Source organism: Pseudomonas meliae (assembly GCF_001400515.1).
Classification (GTDB): Bacteria; Pseudomonadota; Gammaproteobacteria; order Pseudomonadales; family Pseudomonadaceae; genus Aquipseudomonas; species Aquipseudomonas amygdali.
Window position 1 is genome coordinate 1 of record NZ_LJQT01000148.1, and the last position, 18,363, is coordinate 18,363.

Annotated in this window: 19 protein-coding genes; 16 read left to right on the forward strand and 3 right to left on the reverse strand. The window is 60.6% G+C overall.

The features are described 5' to 3' along the window. A partial coding sequence (locus ALO64_RS06575; protein WP_054991676.1) for a TM2 domain-containing protein occupies positions 1-365 on the reverse strand: 365 nt, incomplete at its 3' end. 250 nt (positions 366-615) lie between these two features. Here ALO64_RS06575 and ALO64_RS06580 point away from each other — a divergent pair. Further along, on the forward strand, positions 616-1,293 hold the full coding sequence (locus tag ALO64_RS06580) for a C40 family peptidase (RefSeq protein ID WP_002551729.1): 678 nt from the start codon (positions 616-618) through the stop codon (positions 1,291-1,293). Positions 1,294-1,387: 94 nt separating this feature from the next. Here ALO64_RS06580 and ALO64_RS06585 read toward each other — a convergent pair whose 3' ends face one another. Next, a complete protein-coding gene (locus tag ALO64_RS06585) occupies positions 1,388-2,422 on the reverse strand; it encodes a type IV pilus twitching motility protein PilT (protein ID WP_004654396.1) in 1,035 nt (344 codons plus the stop codon). A gap of 55 nt (positions 2,423-2,477) precedes the next feature. Here ALO64_RS06585 and ALO64_RS06590 point away from each other — a divergent pair, with 55 nt between their 5' ends. The 8 genes from ALO64_RS06590 to ALO64_RS06625 all read left to right on the forward strand — a co-directional run bounded on the left by ALO64_RS06590 (position 2,478) and on the right by ALO64_RS06625 (position 8,749). Next, positions 2,478-3,164 carry a YggS family pyridoxal phosphate-dependent enzyme gene (locus ALO64_RS06590; protein WP_044344004.1) on the forward strand — a complete coding sequence of 229 codons (687 nt, stop codon included), beginning with the start codon at positions 2,478-2,480 and terminating at the stop codon, positions 3,162-3,164. Positions 3,165-3,186: 22 nt separating this feature from the next. Next, positions 3,187-4,005, forward strand: coding sequence for a pyrroline-5-carboxylate reductase (gene proC, locus ALO64_RS06595; RefSeq protein WP_044344005.1), 819 nt, complete (start codon positions 3,187-3,189; stop codon positions 4,003-4,005). Positions 4,006-4,030: 25 nt separating this feature from the next. Then, on the forward strand, positions 4,031-4,621 hold the full coding sequence (locus tag ALO64_RS06600; protein ID WP_005731049.1) for a YggT family protein: 591 nt from the start codon (positions 4,031-4,033) through the stop codon (positions 4,619-4,621). 189 nt (positions 4,622-4,810) lie between these two features. Further along, the gene (gene metX / locus ALO64_RS06605; protein ID WP_002551724.1) at positions 4,811-5,950 is read left to right on the forward strand and encodes a homoserine O-succinyltransferase MetX; all 1,140 of its coding nucleotides are present in this window, start codon (positions 4,811-4,813) and stop codon (positions 5,948-5,950) included. Between the two features lie 7 nt (positions 5,951-5,957). Further along, complete coding sequence (gene metW, locus ALO64_RS06610; RefSeq protein WP_002551723.1) at positions 5,958-6,578, forward strand: methionine biosynthesis protein MetW; 621 nt, start codon at positions 5,958-5,960, stop codon at positions 6,576-6,578. A 33-nt stretch (positions 6,579-6,611) separates the two neighbouring features. After that, entirely contained in the window at positions 6,612-7,205 is a 594-nt protein-coding gene (gene rdgB, locus ALO64_RS06615) for an RdgB/HAM1 family non-canonical purine NTP pyrophosphatase (protein WP_044344006.1), read from the forward strand. Then, positions 7,202-8,416 carry a radical SAM family heme chaperone HemW gene (gene hemW, locus ALO64_RS06620; RefSeq protein WP_005731045.1) on the forward strand — a complete coding sequence of 405 codons (1,215 nt, stop codon included), beginning with the start codon at positions 7,202-7,204 and terminating at the stop codon, positions 8,414-8,416. The genes rdgB and hemW overlap by 4 nt, the downstream gene beginning before the upstream one ends. A gap of 9 nt (positions 8,417-8,425) precedes the next feature. After that, complete coding sequence (locus ALO64_RS06625) at positions 8,426-8,749, forward strand: DUF3392 domain-containing protein (protein ID WP_002551720.1); 324 nt, start codon at positions 8,426-8,428, stop codon at positions 8,747-8,749. Positions 8,750-8,818: 69 nt separating this feature from the next. Here the strand turns inward: ALO64_RS06625 and ilvD are convergent, their stop codons facing one another. Next, positions 8,819-10,666 carry a dihydroxy-acid dehydratase gene (ilvD, locus tag ALO64_RS06630; protein WP_031595017.1) on the reverse strand — a complete coding sequence of 616 codons (1,848 nt, stop codon included), beginning with the start codon at positions 10,664-10,666 and terminating at the stop codon, positions 8,819-8,821. Between the two features lie 337 nt (positions 10,667-11,003). Between ilvD and alaC the strand changes: the two genes are divergently transcribed. The 7 genes from alaC to otnI all read left to right on the forward strand — a co-directional run bounded on the left by alaC (position 11,004) and on the right by otnI (position 18,313). Further along, on the forward strand, positions 11,004-12,212 hold the full coding sequence (gene alaC, locus ALO64_RS06635) for an alanine transaminase (RefSeq protein WP_044344007.1): 1,209 nt from the start codon (positions 11,004-11,006) through the stop codon (positions 12,210-12,212). A 174-nt stretch (positions 12,213-12,386) separates the two neighbouring features. After that, a complete protein-coding gene (locus tag ALO64_RS06640) occupies positions 12,387-12,842 on the forward strand; it encodes a YkgJ family cysteine cluster protein (RefSeq protein WP_044344008.1) in 456 nt (151 codons plus the stop codon). Between the two features lie 226 nt (positions 12,843-13,068). Further along, on the forward strand, positions 13,069-13,974 hold the full coding sequence (gene ltnD, locus ALO64_RS06645) for an L-threonate dehydrogenase (RefSeq protein WP_044322887.1): 906 nt from the start codon (positions 13,069-13,071) through the stop codon (positions 13,972-13,974). 10 nt (positions 13,975-13,984) lie between these two features. Beyond that, positions 13,985-15,274 carry a 3-oxo-tetronate kinase gene (gene otnK, locus ALO64_RS06650; protein WP_044344009.1) on the forward strand — a complete coding sequence of 430 codons (1,290 nt, stop codon included), beginning with the start codon at positions 13,985-13,987 and terminating at the stop codon, positions 15,272-15,274. Beyond that, a complete protein-coding gene (otnC, locus tag ALO64_RS06655) occupies positions 15,274-15,912 on the forward strand; it encodes a 3-oxo-tetronate 4-phosphate decarboxylase (protein WP_044344010.1) in 639 nt (212 codons plus the stop codon). The genes otnK and otnC overlap by 1 nt, the downstream gene beginning before the upstream one ends. A 135-nt stretch (positions 15,913-16,047) precedes the next feature. Then, complete coding sequence (locus ALO64_RS06660; protein WP_044344011.1) at positions 16,048-17,505, forward strand: GntT/GntP/DsdX family permease; 1,458 nt, start codon at positions 16,048-16,050, stop codon at positions 17,503-17,505. A 22-nt stretch (positions 17,506-17,527) separates the two neighbouring features. Further along, a complete protein-coding gene (gene otnI, locus ALO64_RS06665; protein ID WP_044344012.1) occupies positions 17,528-18,313 on the forward strand; it encodes a 2-oxo-tetronate isomerase in 786 nt (261 codons plus the stop codon). Positions 18,314-18,363: the final 50 nt, after the last annotated feature.

Here is an 18,363-nt window from a genome sequence, read left to right on the forward strand (position 1 = left end):
AAACATCCGGCTACTTCAGATCTTCCCAAGAGAAACAACCCGCCCGTGCACAGGTAGATAATGCCGGTGATCCACTTGCCCTGATACATGCGGTGCACACCAAACAGGCCCAGGAAGGTCAGGAGGATCCACGCCAGGCTGTAATCGGTGGAACCTGAGGTAAAGCGCAGGTCGGCTTCGCGGTCCATCGAAGGGATCAGAAACAGGTCGATCAGCCAGCCGATACCAAACAGACCGAAGGTGAAGAACCAGATGGTCCCGGTCACCGGCTTGCCGTAGTAAAAGCGATGCGCCCCCAGGAACCCGAAAATCCACATCAGGTAGCCCATGACCTTGCTGTGCGTGTCCGAACGATAGGCGTTCATTTTTACCCTCTTTGCGCTGATAGAAAAAAATACATAACAAATTTGTGACTTGGTTTCCCTCTTCCGACGTATGGCATACGAGGCGGTTTTATGCCGCCAAGCCCTTGTCGTTAAAGGGATTAGCAAGAAAAAAGAAAGAGTCTGTCGCATAAAACGCAATGATACCAGTGTGATGCGCTCGACAAATGGGGTCAGATTTTCCGAAAAAGCTGTTATAAAGTTGCGCGCTGACCACTACGAGCCCTGCCGAATGCGTCCTTTTTTCAAGACATGGCTAACCATTTGCCTTTTTATGCCACTGGCCGCCCACGCCACCAATCGTGAGCAACAACTTCCTGCGAGCTTCACGGGCTACACCGCCAAAAGTCACTCTTCACCGGCACTCGCGACTCGCAATGCACCTCAGGAAGCCACACCAGTATCCGTTCACCCCAAAAACGCCCGCGCCTCCAAGCCTGTTTCACGCAAGAACGCCAGCAAGGCCACCTTGCAGGCGTCGGCTGCTGTCCCTGCCAAGCAGGGCAATGCCGTCGTGAAACGCGCCTTGCAGGCTGTCGGTACGCCTTACCGCTGGGGCGGCACCACGCCCGGCAAGGGCCTGGACTGCAGCGGGCTGGTCAAATATGCCTACACGGATGTCCGTGAGGTAGACCTGCCACGCACCTCCAATGCCATGGCCCAGGGTCATGGTCAGACGGTGGATCGCAAGGATCTGAAACCCGGTGACCTGCTGTTCTTCAATATCAAGAGCCGCAACATCAACCATGTCGCCATTTACCTGGGCGACAACAAGTTCGTTCATGCGCCGCGCCGTGGCAAGGCGGTAACTGTCGATACGCTGAACAAACCGTATTGGAACAGTCACTACAAGATCGCCAAGCGTGTGTTGCCCAAGCAACCAGGACAGATGCGTGTGGTTCAGCGCTGATACTGGCGTGAATCCGCAGTCCGCAAGCTGCATCTGAAAAAGGGGTCTTGAACGCGTTCAAGCCCCCTTTTTCGTTCCTGCAGCCTCCCTGCGATCAGAAGTTATCCGGCACCTTGGCACGTTCGCGCGCGCTTTCGCGGGTGATCAGCCCCTTCTTCACCAGATCGGCCAGGCACATGTCCAGCGTCTGCATGCCCATCGAACCGCCGGTCTGGATAGACGAATACATCTGCGCCACCTTGTCCTCGCGAATCAGGTTACGGATGGCTGGGGTGCCCATCATGATTTCATGCGCTGCCACGCGTCCGCCGCCGACCTTCTTGAGCAGCGCCTGCGAAACCACGGCGTGCAATGACTCGGAGAGCATCGAGCGAATCATCGATTTTTCCTGCGCCGGAAACACATCGACGATCCGGTCGATGGTCTTGGCTGCTGACGTGGTGTGCAGCGTACCGAATACCAAGTGGCCGGTTTCAGCCGCGGTCAGCGCCAGGCGGATGGTCTCCAGGTCACGCATCTCGCCGACCAGAATCACATCCGGGTCTTCGCGCAGGGCCGAGCGCAGTGCTTCCGAGAAGCCCAGCGTGTCGCGGTGCACCTCGCGCTGGTTGACCAGGCACTTCTTCGACTCGTGAACGAATTCGATCGGGTCCTCGATGGTCAGGATGTGGTGATGCTTGTTGCAATTGAGGTAGTCAATCATCGCCGCCAGCGTCGTCGACTTGCCTGAGCCGGTCGGCCCGGTGACCAGAATCAGGCCGCGTGCCACGTCGGTAATCTTCCGAAACACACTGCCCATCCCCAAGTCTTCCATGCTCAGGATTTTCGAGGGAATGGTACGAAACACCGCGCCTGCGCCGCGATTCTGGTTGAATGCGTTGACCCGAAAACGCGCAACGCCCGGCACTTCAAAGGAAAAGTCGGTTTCCAGACGCTCCTCGAAATCCTGCCGCTGCTTGTCGTTCATGATGTCGTAGATCAGCGCCTTGACCTCTTTGGCGTCCAGCGGGGGCAGGTTGATACGCCGCACATCGCCGTCGACGCGGATCATCGGTGGCAGACCTGCAGAGAGGTGCAAGTCCGACGCGCCCTGTTTGGCACTGAAGGCCAGCAGCTCGGTAATATCCATACAGCTCCTCAATCACATAGAATGCCGCAGACTTTAGCCCTGCTGGCGCAAATCAATGTCCACGATAGCAGCGAACATTTCAACGCTCGAACAACGAATTCGCGACGCAGCCCTCGCCGCCAACCGCGAACCGGCGTCCGTCGGCCTGCTGGCGGTGAGCAAAACCAAGCCCGCCGGCGACCTGCGTGAAGCTTACACCGCAGGCTTGCGCAACTTTGGCGAAAATTATTTACAGGAAGCATTGGGCAAACAGCTCGAACTGAGCGACCTGCCCTTGTGCTGGCACTTCATCGGCCCCATTCAATCGAACAAGACGCGCGCTATCGCCGAGAACTTCGCCTGGGTACATTCCGTGGACCGCCTGAAAATTGCCCAACGCCTGTCCGAGCAACGCCCCGAGGCGCTTGAACCACTGAACATCTGCATTCAGGTGAACGTCAGTGGCGAAGCCAGCAAGTCGGGCTGCACGCCTCAGGACCTGCCGGCACTGGCCGCCGCCATCATCGCCCTGCCGCGACTGAAATTGCGTGGCCTCATGGCGATCCCCGAGCCCACAGACGACCCTGCGGCTCAGCATGCCTCGTTCGCCGCTGTGCGCACGTTGCAGGAGCAATTGAACCTGGCGCTCGACACGCTTTCCATGGGCATGAGCCACGACCTGGAAGCCGCCATTGCACAAGGCGCAACCTGGGTGCGTATCGGCATAGCTCTCTTTGGCACCCGCGACTATGGCCAGCCATAACCTTCCCCATAAGGACCCCTTCATGAGCAAGACTCGTATTGCCTTCGTCGGTGCCGGAAACATGGCTGCCGGCCTGATCGGCGGCCTGCGCGCCCAAGGCGTGGACGCGGCACTGATCTGTGCCAGCGCGCCGGGTGCCGAAACCCGCGAACGCATCGCCAACGATCATGGCATCCAGGTATTTGCCGACAACGCAGAGGCGATCAAGGGCGCAGATGTCGCGGTGCTGGCGGTCAAGCCGCAGATGATGAAAAACGTCTGCCAGGCGTTGAAGTCCAGCCTCGAAGCCAATCAGTTGATTGTTTCGGTCGCAGCCGGCATTACCTGCGCCAGCCTGACTCAATGGCTTGGCGATCAGCCGGTGGTGCGCTGCATGCCCAATACCCCATCACTGCTGCGTCAGGGTGCCAGCGGGCTGTATGCGACCGACAAGGTCACTGCCGAACAACGCGAGCAGGCCGAGCAACTGCTGTCGGCCGTCGGTGTGGCAGTCTGGGTTGAGCAGGAAAAACACATGGACGCTGTAACAGCGGTGTCCGGCAGTGGCCCTGCGTACTTCTTTTTGATGATGGAAGCGATGACCGCGGCAGGTGTAAAACTGGGCCTGCCGGAAGACATCGCGAAAAAGCTGACCCTGCAAACCGCACTGGGTTCGGCACTGATCGCGACCGGCAGTGATGTGGGTGCGGGCGAGCTGCGTCGTCGTGTCACCTCGCCGGGCGGGACCACCGAGGCGGCCATCAAGGCATTTCAGGCAGGCGGCTTCGAAGCACTGGTGGAAACGGCACTGACTGCCGCAGATCACCGTGCAGCCGAGCTGGCTGAGCAACTGGGCAAATAATTTTCGGGTTTTCTGGAGCAGATCGATGATCGGATTGAACACCGCTGCAATTTACGTCCTGCAAACGCTTGGCAGTCTTTATCTGCTGATCGTGCTGTTGCGCTTTGTGCTGCAACTGGTGCGGGCCAATTTCTACAACCCGCTGTGCCAGTTCATCGTGCGCGCCACCCAGCCGCTGCTCAAGCCGCTGCGGCGCATTATCCCAAGCCTGGGCGGGCTGGACATGTCTTCGCTGGTACTGGCGATCATCGTGCAGATGATCCTGATGGCCCTGACCCTGCTGCTGATGTTCGGCACCACGGGCGATCCGCTGCACCTGCTGCTCTGGTCGATCATCGGCGTCACCGCACTGTTCCTGAAGATATTCTTCTTTGCCCTGATCATCAGCGTGATTCTGTCGTGGGTAGCACCGGGTAGCAGCAACCCCGGCGCAGAGCTGGTCAACCAGATCTGTGAACCCGCCCTGGCACCGTTCCGCAGGATCGTCCCGAACCTGGGCGGGCTGGATATCTCGCCGATCCTCGCATTCCTGGTGCTCAAGCTGCTGGACATGCTGGTCATCAACAACCTCGCCGCCATGAGCAACATGCCGGATGTGCTGCGGTTGCTGATGTAAGCAATCTTGTTCCACGCTGGAGCGTGCGGAACGATCACCTCAACTATCTGCGACGCTCCGCGTCGCATGCNTCTGGACGCTCTGCGTCCTGTCCCGAGGTGCAGCTGATTTGTGCCTCACAACATCGCTTATTGCCGCTGCACCCCGCGGTCTTTAGACTTACGCCTCATTTATGCGAGAGCAGGGTCGATGCCCACGGTATTCCCTCACGATTCTGTCGGACTGGTCACACCACAGACGGCGCACTTCAGCGAGCCTCTGGCGCTGGCCTGCGGTCGTTCGTTGCCGGCCTATGACCTGATTTACGAAACCTACGGTCAGCTCAACGCCGCACGCAGCAATGCCGTGCTGATCTGCCACGCGCTGTCCGGGCATCACCATGCCGCAGGCTTCCACAGCGCCGATGACCGCAAACCGGGCTGGTGGGACAGTTGCATCGGCCCTGGCAAGCCTATCGACACCAACACGTTCTTCGTCGTCAGCCTCAACAACCTGGGCGGCTGCAACGGCTCTACCGGCCCGAGCAGTATCGACCCGGACACCGGCAAGCCGTTCGGCGCCAACTTCCCGGTGGTGACCGTGGAAGACTGGGTCAACAGTCAGGCCCGGCTGGCGGATCTGCTCGGCATCGACACGTGGGCCGCGGTGATTGGCGGCAGTCTGGGTGGCATGCAGGCACTGCAATGGACCATCAGCTACCCGGATCGCGTGCGCCATTGCCTGGCAATCGCCTCGGCCCCCAAGCTGTCGGCACAGAACATCGCGTTCAACGAGGTGGCACGTCAGGCCATTCTCACCGACCCCGAATTCCACGGTGGTTCGTTCCAGGAACGCGGAGTGATCCCCAAACGCGGCCTGATGCTGGCACGGATGGTCGGGCACATCACCTACCTGTCGGATGACTCGATGGGCGAGAAATTCGGCCGTGGTCTGAAGAGCGAAAAACTCAACTACGACTTCCACAGCGTCGAGTTTCAGGTCGAAAGCTATCTGCGCTATCAGGGTGAAGAGTTTTCCGGGCGTTTCGACGCCAATACCTACCTGTTGATGACCAAGGCACTGGATTACTTCGACCCTGCCGCCAACTTCAACGACGATCTGGCCAAGACCTTCGCCAATGCCACCGCCAAATTCTGCGTGATGTCGTTTACTACCGACTGGCGCTTCTCGCCGGCCCGCTCGCGGGAACTGGTTGACGCACTGATGGCCGCGCGCAAGGACGTCTGCTACCTGGAAATCGACGCACCTCAAGGCCACGACGCCTTTCTGATCCCGATTCCGCGCTACTTGCAGGCTTTCGGTAATTACATGAACCGAATTTCGTTGTGAGGACGTCATGAGAGCCGATCTGGAAATCATTCAGGAATGGATTCCCGCGGGCAGCCGCGTGCTCGACCTGGGCTGCGGTGACGGCGAATTGCTGACCTGGCTGCGTGACCACAAGCAGGTCACCGGCTACGGGCTGGAAAACGACGCCGCCAACATTGCCGAGTGTGTCGCCAAGGGCATCAACGTCATCGAGCAGGACCTCGACAAGGGGCTGGGCAACTTTGCCAGCAACAGCTTCGACGTCGTGGTCATGACCCAGGCCCTGCAAGCGGTACATTACCCGGACCGAATCCTCGACGAGATGCTGCGCGTCGGTCGCCAGTGCATCATCACCTTCCCGAACTTCGGTCACTGGCGCTGCCGCTGGTACCTGGCGAGCAAGGGCCGCATGCCGGTGTCCGAATTTCTGCCGTATACCTGGTACAACACGCCGAACATCCACTTCTGCACCTTCGGCGATTTCGAAGAACTGTGCCGTGAACGCGATGCAAAGGTGCTCGACAGGCTGGCCGTCGATCAACAGCATCGCCACGGCTGGGCCAGCAAACTCTGGCCCAATCTGCTCGGCGAGATCGGCATCTACCGCGTCACCAGCCCAGGGCTGACGGACCACAGGATTGCCGTTTAACCGACCGTTTTCAAGCACCACGACAGGCCAACCATGAACCTCACACAACTCGTACTGGCCAGCCACAATGGCGGCAAACTCAAGGAACTCCAGGCCATGCTCGGCGGCAGCGTAACGCTGCGCTCGGTCAGTGAGTTCAGCCTGGTAGAGCCGGAAGAAACCGGCCTGTCATTCGTCGAGAATGCAATCCTCAAGGCACGCAACGCCGCGAGTCTGTCCGGCCTGCCTGCGCTGGCCGACGACTCGGGGCTGGCGGTGGACTTTCTCGGCGGTGCGCCGGGTATCTATTCCGCACGCTACGCCGAGGGCAAGGGCGATGCCGCCAACAACGCCAAGCTGCTGGAAGCGCTCAAAGACGTGCCGGACGAGCAGCGTGGCGCACAGTTCGTCTGCGTATTGGCGCTGGTGCGTCACGCCGACGACCCGCTGCCGATTCTGTGTGAAGGCCTGTGGCATGGGCGCATCCTGCACGCAGCCAGCGGCGAACACGGTTTTGGCTACGATCCGCTGTTTTGGGTGCCGGAGCGCAATTGCTCCAGCGCCGAACTCGGCCCGAGCGAGAAAAACCAGCTCAGCCATCGCGCTCGCGCCATGGTCCTGTTGCGGCAACGCCTGGGGCTGCAATGACCCACGATTCGCCTGCGCAGCCGCTGTTTCTCGGCGAGAGCGGTTTCTCGTCAGAAAGCCCACGCCCTGCGCTGCCGCACCTGCCACCGCTGTCGCTGTACATCCATATTCCGTGGTGCGTGCGCAAATGCCCGTACTGCGACTTCAATTCGCACACTGCCAGCCCGGTATTGCCGGAACAGGAATACGTCGACGCCCTGCTCGCCGACCTGGACCTGGACCTGCCTCACGTCTATGGCCGCGAACTGCAATCGATCTTCTTTGGTGGCGGTACGCCAAGCCTGTTCAGCGCAGACGCACTGGGCCGCTTGCTCAAGGGCGTGGAACAACGCATCCGCTTTGCCAGCGACATCGAAATTACCCTGGAAGCCAACCCCGGCACCTTTGAACAGGTCAAATTCAGCGCCTATCGCGGTCTGGGCATCAATCGACTGTCGATCGGCATTCAGAGCTTTCAGGAGTCCAAACTCAAGGCGCTGGGCCGCATCCACAATGGCGACGAAGCAATTCGTGCCGCCGACATGGCGCGTCAGGCCGGTTTCGACAACTTCAACCTGGACCTTATGCACGGCCTGCCAGACCAGTCCCAGGACGAAGCGCTGGACGATCTGCGCCAGGCCATCGCCCTCGCCCCGACTCATCTGTCCTGGTATCAACTGACCCTGGAACCCAACACGGTGTTCTGGAATCAGCCACCGGTGCTGCCCGAAGACGACATTCTTTGGGACATTCAGGAAACCGGACAGCACTTGCTGGCCACTCATGGCTACGCGCAATACGAAGTGTCGGCTTATGCACAGCCCGGAAAACCGGCGCGGCATAACCTCAACTATTGGGCGTTCGGTGATTTCATCGGCATCGGCGCAGGCGCACACGGCAAGCTGAGCCACCCGGACGGGCGCATCATGCGCACCTGGAAAACCCGGCTGCCCAAGGATTACCTGAACCCGGACAAGCCGTTTCAGGCCGGTTCCAAGCTGTTGCCGCTGGACGAATTGCCATTCGAATTCCTGATGAACGCACTGCGACTGACAAATGGTGTGGACGCTGCGTTATTTCGCGAAAGAACCGGTCTAAGCCTCGATTCGCTGGCCGAGGCGCGTCGACAGGCTGAACAAAAGGGGTTGCTGCACCAGGACCCGACACGCCTGATCGCCACGCCACAAGGCCAGCTGTTCCTCAACGACCTGCTGCAATACTTTCTGATCTAAGGACCCTGCATGGATTTCGTACTCGACTTGCTCGCCACCGTCTCGCGCTGGAGCCGCAGCAATCTCTCGGAAATCGCGCTCGCGCTGGTGGGCTGCCTGCTGGTGCTGTTCGGCTCGGACATCAAAGGCTGGCTGGAACAGCGAATCAGCGGCATTACCGGTGCCCTGCGCATCCCGCTCATCGCTCTGCTGTGCGCAGTCGGCAGCGGCGCAGCACTGATCTATGCCACGCCTTGGGTAGTGCGCGGCCTCAGCCAGTTCAACAACTACAGCCTGGCGCCGGTGCTGTTGGTGGTGCTGGTGCTGATCGGGGTGATTGCAGACCGCAAGTAAGCGCTGCTTTTTCAAACGCAGCAAAAAGCCCGGCATCTCTGCCGGGCTTTTTAGTGTTGCCGATGCAGATCAAGGCACCAGTTTGTCCAGCAACGCCTTGTCACGTACCGCGCCCTTGTCAGCGCTGGTCGCCAGCAGGGCGTAGGCCTTGAGGGCGGTGGTCACTTTGCGTGGACGCGACTCGACCGGCTTCCAGCCTTTCTTGTCCTGTTCGGTACGGCGCTCGGCCATTTCCGCATCGTCGATCAACAGGTTGATCGAGCGATTGGGGATGTCGATCAGCACTTTGTCACCGTCGCGCACCAGACCGATTGCACCACCTGCCGCCGCTTCCGGTGAAGCGTGACCGATGGACAGGCCTGACGTACCGCCCGAGAAACGACCGTCGGTGAGCAACGCACAATCCTTGCCCAGCCCTTTGGACTTCAGGTACGACGTCGGGTAGAGCATTTCCTGCATGCCCGGACCGCCTTTCGGGCCTTCGTAGCGGATGATGACAATGTCGCCCGCTTTGACTTCGTCAGCAAGAATCCCGCGTACTGCGCTGTCCTGGCTTTCAAAGATTTTGGCGTTGCCTTCGAAGACGTGAATCGACTCGTCGACACCGGCAGTTTTCACTACGCAGCCATCCAGCGCGATGTTGCCGTACAGCACGGCCAGGCCACCTTCTTGCGAATAGGCGTGCTCTACGCTGCGGATGCAGCCGTTTTCGCGGTCGTCATCCAGGCTTTCCCAACGGGTCGACTGGCTGAACGCGGTCTGCGTCGGGATGCCTGCCGGGCCCGCCTTGAAGAAGGTGTGCACGGCTTCGTCGTCAGTCTGGGTGATGTCCCATTTGGCGATGCCTTCGGCCAGGGTCTTGCTGTGCACGGTCGGCAGGTCGGTGTGCAGCAGGCCGCCACGGGCCAGCTCGCCAAGGATGCTGAAGATCCCGCCCGCGCGGTGCACGTCTTCCATGTGGTACTTCTGGATGTTCGGCGCGACCTTGCACAGCTGCGGCACCTTGCGCGAAAGACGGTCGATGTGGCGCAGGTCGAAATCGATCTCGGCTTCCTGAGCGGCGGCCAGCAAGTGCAGGATGGTGTTGGTCGAGCCGCCCATGGCGATGTCCAGCGTCATGGCGTTTTCGAACGCCTTGAAGTTGGCGATGTTGCGCGGCAACACCGAATCGTCGTTTTCCTTGTAGTACTGACGGCACAGGTCAACGATGGTGCGGCCAGCCTGCAGGAACAGTTGCTCGCGGTCGCTGTGGGTGGCGAGTGCGGAACCGTTGCCCGGCAGTGCAAGACCCAGTGCTTCGGTCAGGCAGTTCATCGAGTTGGCGGTGAACATGCCGGAACACGACCCGCAGGTCGGACAGGCGCTGCGCTCGTACTCGGCGACTTTTTCGTCACTGGCGGTCGAGTCAGCAGCGATGACCATCGCATCGACCAGATCCAGGCCGTGGCTGGCCAGTTTGGTCTTGCCCGCTTCCATTGGCCCGCCGGAGACGAAGATCACCGGAATGTTCAGGCGCAACGACGCCATCAGCATGCCCGGGGTGATCTTGTCGCAGTTGGAAATGCACACGATGGCGTCGGCGCAATGCGCATTGACCATGTACTCGACGGAGTCGGCAATGATCTCGCGGCTCGGCAGCGAATAGAGCATACCGTCGTGGCCCATGGCGATACCGTCATCGACCGCAATGGTGTTGAATTCCTTGGCCACGCCACCGGCGCGCTCGACTTCACGCGCGACCAGCTGGCCCATGTCCTTGAGGTGGACGTGGCCGGGTACGAACTGGGTGAAGGAGTTGGCGATGGCGATGATCGGTTTCTTGAAGTCTTCGTCCTTCATGCCCGTGGCGCGCCACAGGGCACGGGCGCCGGCCATGTTGCGGCCGTGGGTGGACGTTTTCGAGCGGTAATCAGGCATTGAAACACTCCGGCAAAAATAAGGCTGATCAGGAAGGGAGTGAGCTTCTATTGACGTCGCGAACGAGCGGCAGTGACCGCAGGCAGCGAAGAAACCGAACACCACGGGATCACCGTGTATTCGGCCTGAGCTCATAAACCCGCCGGGGATGACTGGCGATGAATAGCGCCGATTCTACACCGCCGGGTGGTTTGGTGGGGTCCGAATATCGGTCTTGGCACGGCGTTGCAAATCCAGATGGACAAAAGGCTGTCAGCCCATCTATCTTCCTCGGCAGGCCGCCTCATGTGGCCACGTCGCTCGGACGGTTCCGGGCGCTTACGTTTGCGAGATACTCATGGCTGACCAAGGTTCGCCGCGCCGCTTTGCGCGCATCGATCGACTCCCCCCTTATGTGTTCAACATCACCGCCGAGCTGAAAATGGCTGCTCGTCGTCGTGGTGAGGACATTATCGACCTGAGCATGGGCAACCCCGACGGGGCCACACCGCCGCACATTGTCGAAAAACTGATTACCGTCGCCCAGCGCGAAGACACCCACGGCTACTCCACCTCGCGGGGCGTTCCGCGCCTGCGCCGGGCCATTTCCAACTGGTACAAGAAGCGCTACGAGGTCGACATCGACCCTGAAAGCGAAGCGATCGTGACCATTGGTTCCAAGGAAGGCCTGGCCCACCTGATGCTCGCCACACTGGATCAGGGCGACACGGTGCTGGTGCCCAACCCCAGTTACCCGATCCACATCTACGGTGCCGTGATTGCCGGCGCCCAGGTGCGATCGGTGCCGCTGGTGCCAGGCGTGGACTTCTTCGACGAGCTGGAAAAAGCCATTCGCGGCTCGATTCCCAAGCCGAAGATGATGATTCTGGGCTTTCCGTCCAACCCGACGGCGCAATGTGTGGAGCTGGATTTCTTCGAGCGCGTGGTGGCGCTGGCCAAGCAGTATGACGTGCTGGTGGTTCACGATCTGGCGTACGCCGATATTGTCTACGATGGCTGGAAAGCCCCGTCGATCATGCAGGTGCCGGGTGCCAAGGACATTGCCGTCGAGTTCTTCACCCTGTCCAAAAGCTACAACATGGCGGGCTGGCGGATTGGCTTCATGGTCGGCAACCCCGAACTGGTGAATGCACTGGCGCGGATCAAGAGTTACCACGACTACGGCACCTTCACGCCACTGCAGGTGGCGGCGATTGCCGCGCTGGAAGGCGATCAGCAGTGCGTGCTCGACATTGCCGAGCAGTATCGCCAGCGCCGCAACGTGCTGGTCAAAGGCTTGCACGAATTGGGTTGGATGGTCGAAAACCCCAAGGCGTCGATGTACGTCTGGGCGAAGATTCCACAGGCTTATGCGCACCTGGGTTCGCTGGAGTTCGCCAAGAAGCTGCTGGCCGAAGCCAAGGTGTGTGTCTCGCCGGGCATCGGTTTCGGTGAGTACGGCGACGATCACGTGCGCTTCGCGCTGATCGAGAATCAGGACCGCATCCGTCAGGCCGTGCGCGGCATTCGCAGCATGTTCAGGGCTGACGACAAGCTCAAGTCCTGAGGCTAACCTGAACGCCATGCCTGCTGACCGAATGCGCTCGGCAGGCATGGACCTCGATACCGATGATGCCCTTCCCTGACTGACCGACAGTCGCCTCGACAATTTTTACTTACTGCAAATGGCCGCGGCCCGGTATGATCGCGCGCCCCGATACACCCGGAATTCTGAAATAAAATGAAACCCACCTTGATCGCCGCCGCAGAACTCGATCGCATCGACACCTGGGCCAAATACTCCAGCCACATGTGCGGGGGCTGCGTGTCCAGTTGCTGCACGTTGCCGGTAGAAGTGAAGATCAAGGACCTGATCCGCATCGGCATCGTCGATGAGTTCGAGCGCGGCGATCCGGCGAAGAACATCGCCAAACGTCTGCAGAAAGAAGGCATCGTCGGGCGTTACAACCAGAAGTCGGAAATCTTCACGTTGCAGCGCATGAGCAACAACGACTGCCTGTACCTGGACCGTAAAAGCCGCCTGTGCACCATCTATGACAAGCGCCCGGACACCTGCCGCAACCACCCGAAAGTCGGACCGCGTCCCGGTTATTGCGCGTACAAGCCCAAAGAAGTCGTGCGTCAGGAAAGCGGTTCTTTGAGAAACGCCACCAGCGCGCCAGTGCCGAAGTTCTGACCCTTGAAGGGCTGCGCAACGCGCAGAATATTGGCTCACATCAATCAAGCCCCGCACAGGGGCTTTTTTGTGCGCGATGGAAAAAGCCTATCGATGTTAATTTTTGTGAAAAATAAAAATACTTCACATTATTTACTCATTGATTCACTATCCGATTCACAGATCAGAACAATAACGCTCGAATGCCAGCGACACAGGCATCGGCACTGACTTTGAGGATTACTGCATGACCAGCAAAAACGTTGGCGTTATCGGCCTGGGTGCGATGGGTCTGGGCATTGCCCGCTCGTTGCTGCGTAGCGGCTTCACTGTGCATGCCTGCGATGTGCGCAGCAGCGTGACCGAAGCGTTTGCCCAGGAAGGCGGCGTTGCCTGCCAATCCCCAGCCAGCGTGGCCGCTGCCTGCGATGTGATCATTACCGTCGTGGTCAATGCCGAGCAGACCGAAACCGTCCTGTTTGGTGAAAACGGCGCGGTCGCGGCGCTGCGTCCGGGCAGTCTGGTCATCGGTTGCGCCACTGTCGCGCCAACCTTCGCCGTCGAACTGGGCGAGCGTCTGGCCGCACAGAACCTGCTGTACCTCGATGCACCGATCTCCGGCGGCGCCGCCAAGGCCGCCGCTGGCCAGATGACCATGATGACCTCCGGCCCGGCCGAATCTTACGCCAAGGCAGAAGCCATCCTCAACGGCATGGCCGGCAAGGTCTATCGCCTGGGCGACGTCCACGGTCTGGGTTCGAAAGTCAAAATCATCAATCAGTTGCTCGCTGGCGTACACATCGCAGCCAGCGCCGAAGCCATGGCCCTCGGCCTGCGTGAAGGCGTCGATGCTGACGCGCTGTACGAAGTGATCACCAACAGTGCCGGTAACTCGTGGATGTTCGAGAACCGCGTGCCGCACATCCTCAACGCCGATTACACGCCGCTGTCGGCTGTGGATATCTTCGTCAAGGACCTCGGCCTGGTGCTGGATACCGCGCGCAGCAGCAAATTCCCGCTGCCGCTGTCGGCCACCGCGCACCAGATGTTCATGCAGGCCTCCAGCGCCGGTTTCGGCCGCGAGGATGACTCGGCGGTGATCAAGATTTTCCCGGGCATCGAATTGCCGAAAGCCAAGCCAGAAAAAGCCTGAGGAGCGACTGATGAGCCTGAACAACGCTCGCCCGCTGCTGGGCTGCATTGCCGATGACTTCACCGGCGCGACCGACCTGGCCAACATGCTGGTGCGCGGCGGTATGCGCACCGTGCAGAGCATCGGCATCCCCAGCGCCGAAATGGCTGCCGGCCTGGACGCCGACGCGATTGTCATCGCCCTGAAATCGCGTACCACACCAAGCGCCGACGCGGTGGCTGAATCCCTCGCTGCGCTGGAATGGCTGCGCGAGCGCGGCTGCGAGCAGATCTTCTTCAAATACTGCTCGACCTTCGATTCCACCGCCGCGGGTAACATCGGCCAGGTCAGCGAAGCACTGCTGGAGCAACTGGACAGCGACTTCACCCTCGCCTGCCCGGCCTTCCCGGAAAATGGCCGCACGATTTTCCGTGGCCATCTGTTCGTACAGGACCAGTTACTCAGCGAATCGGGCATGCAGAACCACCCGCTGACGCCCATGACCGACGCCAATCTGGTGCGTGTGCTGCAAGCGCAGACCCGCCACAAGGTCGGCCTATTGCGCTATGACAGCATTGCCCAGGGCGTCGAAGGCGTGCGCAACAGAATTGCCGAGCTGCGCGCCGAAGGTGTGAGCATGGCGATCGCCGATGCCCTGTCGGATGCCGATTTGTACACCCTGGGCGAAGCATGCGCCGACTTGCCGCTGCTGACCGGTGGCTCGGGTCTGGCGCTGGGCCTGCCGGGTAACTTCCGCAAGGCAGGCAAGCTGCGCGATATCGATGCCGCCAAACAGGTCGCCATCAGTGGCGGCGAAGTGGTGTTGGCGGGCAGCGCTTCGGTTGCCACCAACGGTCAGGTTGCGGCCTGGCTGGAAGCCGATCGCCCTGCACTGCGCATCAATCCGCTGGATCTGGCCGCAGGCAAGCCGGTGGTCGAGCAGGCGCTGGCCTTTGCCAGAGACGCCGGGCAAACCGTGTTGATCTACGCCACCAGTACGCCGGATGAAGTCAAAGCCGTGCAGAAAGAACTGGGCGTCGAACGCTCCGGGGCCATGGTCGAAGCCGCACTCGGCGAAATCGCCAAAGGGCTGCTGGACGCAGGCGTACGGCGTTTCGTGGTTGCCGGTGGCGAAACTTCCGGTGCCGTGGTTCAGGCGCTGGGCGTGCAACTGTTGCAGATCGGCGCACAGATCGATCCGGGCGTTCCGGCCACAGTCAGCAGCGGCGTGCAACCGCTGGCACTGGCGCTCAAGTCCGGTAATTTCGGCGCTCGCGACTTCTTCGCCAAAGCCCTCAAGCAACTGGCGGGGGCGGCCTGATGATCGACGAAAACGCATTGCGTCAGGAAATCTGCGACGTCGGCCGTCTGCTGTATGGCCGTGGCTATACGGTGGGCAGCGCCGGCAACATCAGCGCACGACTCGACGACGGCTGGCTGATTACCCCGACCGATGCCTGCCTGGGCCGCATGGACCCGGCCGATATCGCCAAGGTCAATCTGACCGGTGAATGGGTATCCGGTAGCAAGCCGTCCAAGACCCTGGCCCTGCACCGCGAAGTCTACGACCGCAACCCTGAGGTCGGCGGCGTGGTGCACACCCACTCGACGCATCTGGTGGCGCTGACCCTGGCGGGCGTATGGCGCGAAGACGACATTCTGCCGCCGCTGACGCCGTATCAGATCATGAAGGTCGGGCATATCCCGCTGATCCCTTACGAGCGTCCGGGCTCGCCGAAAGTCGCCGAGCGCGTGGCGGAACTGGCCAACAGCGTGCGCGGCGTGATGCTCGAGCGGCTCGGCCCGGTGGTCTGGGAAAGTTCGGTGGCCAAGGCCTGCTACGCCCTGGAAGAGCTGGAAGAAACAGCGCGTCTGTGGCTGATGAGCAATCCCAAACCTGCGCCGCTGGACCCGGCGGCGCTTGAAGAACTGCATCAGGTGTTCGGCGCGAAGTGGTAACGGACACACATTGATCGGGGGGCGCGCTGCACCTCCCGGACGAAAAACAATAACAACAGGAATCGAGAGCATGACTCACCCCTATCCCGCTGTTTCGTTGTTCCTATTTACCACCATTGACCGGAGTGCACGGGCATGACGCCGCTCATGTTGATGATCGTGGCCGGTGCGGGCATCGCACTGCTGTTGTTCCTGGTGCTCAAGTACAAATTCCAGCCCTTTGTCGCCCTGATGCTGGTCAGCATTATCGTGGCGCTGGTCGCCGGTGTTAAACCGGCCGATCTGGTTACCACCATTGAAGGCGGCATGGGCAAGACCCTTGGCCACATCGCGATCATCATCGCTTTGGGCGCGATGATCGGACGCATCATCGAGCTGTCGGGCGGGGCCGAGGCGCTGGCCAAAACCCTGATCAACCGCTTCGGTAACAGACGCACGCCACTGGCGCTGACTGTTGCAGGCTTCATGGTCGGTATTCCGGTGTTCTTCGAAGTCGGCGTGATCATCCTCATGCCGTTGGCATACGGTGTGGCACGGGCGGCACGCAAGCCGCTGCTGATCTTCGCGCTGCCAATGTGTGCAGCCTTGCTTGCCGTGCACGCGTTCCTGCCGCCGCACCCCGGCGCGGTAGCCGCTGCCAGCCAGTTGGGCGCGGACCTGGGCCGGGTGCTGATGCTGGGTATTCCGATCGTTGCCGTACTGTGCATGATCGGCTATTTCGTCGCGGGGCGCATGACCCGCAAAACCTACCCGATGACCGACGATATCCGCGCCGAAGTCTACGGCCCGCACGTTACCAACGAAGACCTGGAAGCCTGGGCGCGCAACGATTATTCCGCTGTGCGTGAAGCCACTGAAACCAGAACCCTGGGCGCAGAAGAGACCGCCAGCAGCCTGGCGAGCAAACTGCCGCCAGCACCTGCACCGGGTTTCGGGCTGATCATCGCGCTCATTCTGTTGCCGATCGTACTGATTCTGATGGGCACGCTGGCCACCACCATGCTGCCAGCCACGTCCACGCTGCGTGCAGTGCTGACCGTTCTCGGTGCGCCGCTTGTGGCATTGCTGATCGATACCCTGCTGTGCGCCTGGCTGTTGGGCTCGCGTCGTGGCTGGAGCCGCACTCAGGTGTCCGATGTGATCGGCTCGGCCTTGCCGGGTGTGGCGATGGTGATTCTGATTGCCGGTGCCGGTGGCGTGTTTGGCAAGGTGCTGGTCGACACCGGCATTGGTGCGGTGGTCTCCGAGGCGCTGCGTAACACCGGTCTGCCGGTACTCGCGCTGGGCTTCCTGCTGACCCTGCTGCTGCGCGCTGTTCAGGGTTCGACCACCGTTGCACTGGTGACCACTGCAGGCATTCTCAGCCCGCTGATCGCCACGCTGGACCTGAGCGCCAACCACCTGGCTCTATTGTGCCTGGCGATGGGCGGTGGCGGTCTGGCCATGTCGCACATCAATGATGCCGGTTACTGGATGTTCACCAAGCTGGCAGGCCTCAACGTCGCCGACGGCTTGCGCACCTGGACCGTACTGGTCACGCTGCTGGGCACACTGGGCTTCGTGATCACCCTGCTGCTTTGGCCATTCGTCTGACCCTTTGAAGACTGGAGTTAACATGCCTCGTTTTGCCGCCAACCTCAGCATGCTGTACCCGCAGCATGATTTTCTTGAGCGCTTTGCCGCAGCCGCAGCCGATGGTTTCGGCGCGGTCGAGTACCTGTTCCCCTACGCCTATAGCCCTCAGGAACCCAAGCAGCGTCTGAGCGACAACGGTCTGGTGCAGGCGCTGTTCAACGCTCCACCGGGCGACTGGGAGGCAGGCGAGCGAGGCATTGCCACGCTGCCGGGCCGTGAAGCAGAGTTTCGCAGCGGTATCGAGCGGGCTCTGGAGTACGCACAGGTGCTGGGCAATGACCGAGTGCATGTCATGGCTGGCTTGCTGGCCGATGAAAGCTTGCGTGAGCGTCATCAGGCGGTCTATCTGGAAAACCTCGCGTTCGCGGCTGAGCAAGCCAAGGGCGCAGGCGTCACGATTCTGATCGAGCCGATCAACACCCGCGACATGCCGGGCTTCTTCCTCAATCGTCAGGATCAGGCACAGGAAATCTGCAGACTGGTGGGCGCTGACAATCTGAAGGTGCAGTTCGACTGCTACCACTGCCAGATCGTCGAAGGCGACCTGACCAGCAAACTGCGCCGGGACTTTGCGGGCATTGGCCATATTCAGATTGCAGGCGTCCCGGACCGCCATGAGCCGAACCTTGGCGAGCTGAACTACGAACACCTGTTCAATGTGATCGACGAGTTGGGCTACAGCGGCTGGATCGGCTGCGAATACCGTCCGAAAGGCGACACCAGCGTTGGTCTGGCGTGGTTGCGCGAGCTACAAGCCAAGGGCTGAAACACTCGGGATAGACGACGCGGAGCGTCGTGAACGGCATTCCCACGCGG

Excerpts from the sequence above, each read along its gene's own strand:
- ALO64_RS06580 (WP_002551729.1), top strand. The coding sequence starts at position 616 with ATGCGTCCTTTTTTCAAGACATGGCTAACCATTTGCCTTTTTATGCCA.
- ALO64_RS06585 (WP_004654396.1), bottom strand. The coding sequence starts at position 2,422 with ATGGATATTACCGAGCTGCTGGCCTTCAGTGCCAAACAGGGCGCGTCG.
- ALO64_RS06590 (WP_044344004.1), top strand. The coding sequence starts at position 2,478 with ATGTCCACGATAGCAGCGAACATTTCAACGCTCGAACAACGAATTCGC.
- proC (WP_044344005.1), top strand. The coding sequence starts at position 3,187 with ATGAGCAAGACTCGTATTGCCTTCGTCGGTGCCGGAAACATGGCTGCC.
- ALO64_RS06600 (WP_005731049.1), top strand. The coding sequence starts at position 4,031 with ATGATCGGATTGAACACCGCTGCAATTTACGTCCTGCAAACGCTTGGC.
- metX (WP_002551724.1), top strand. The coding sequence starts at position 4,811 with ATGCCCACGGTATTCCCTCACGATTCTGTCGGACTGGTCACACCACAG.
- metW (WP_002551723.1), top strand. The coding sequence starts at position 5,958 with ATGAGAGCCGATCTGGAAATCATTCAGGAATGGATTCCCGCGGGCAGC.
- rdgB (WP_044344006.1), top strand. The coding sequence starts at position 6,612 with ATGAACCTCACACAACTCGTACTGGCCAGCCACAATGGCGGCAAACTC.
- hemW (WP_005731045.1), top strand. The coding sequence starts at position 7,202 with ATGACCCACGATTCGCCTGCGCAGCCGCTGTTTCTCGGCGAGAGCGGT.
- ALO64_RS06625 (WP_002551720.1), top strand. The coding sequence starts at position 8,426 with ATGGATTTCGTACTCGACTTGCTCGCCACCGTCTCGCGCTGGAGCCGC.
- ilvD (WP_031595017.1), bottom strand. The coding sequence starts at position 10,666 with ATGCCTGATTACCGCTCGAAAACGTCCACCCACGGCCGCAACATGGCC.
- alaC (WP_044344007.1), top strand. The coding sequence starts at position 11,004 with ATGGCTGACCAAGGTTCGCCGCGCCGCTTTGCGCGCATCGATCGACTC.
- ALO64_RS06640 (WP_044344008.1), top strand. The coding sequence starts at position 12,387 with ATGAAACCCACCTTGATCGCCGCCGCAGAACTCGATCGCATCGACACC.
- ltnD (WP_044322887.1), top strand. The coding sequence starts at position 13,069 with ATGACCAGCAAAAACGTTGGCGTTATCGGCCTGGGTGCGATGGGTCTG.
- otnK (WP_044344009.1), top strand. The coding sequence starts at position 13,985 with ATGAGCCTGAACAACGCTCGCCCGCTGCTGGGCTGCATTGCCGATGAC.
- otnC (WP_044344010.1), top strand. The coding sequence starts at position 15,274 with ATGATCGACGAAAACGCATTGCGTCAGGAAATCTGCGACGTCGGCCGT.
- ALO64_RS06660 (WP_044344011.1), top strand. The coding sequence starts at position 16,048 with ATGACGCCGCTCATGTTGATGATCGTGGCCGGTGCGGGCATCGCACTG.
- otnI (WP_044344012.1), top strand. The coding sequence starts at position 17,528 with ATGCCTCGTTTTGCCGCCAACCTCAGCATGCTGTACCCGCAGCATGAT.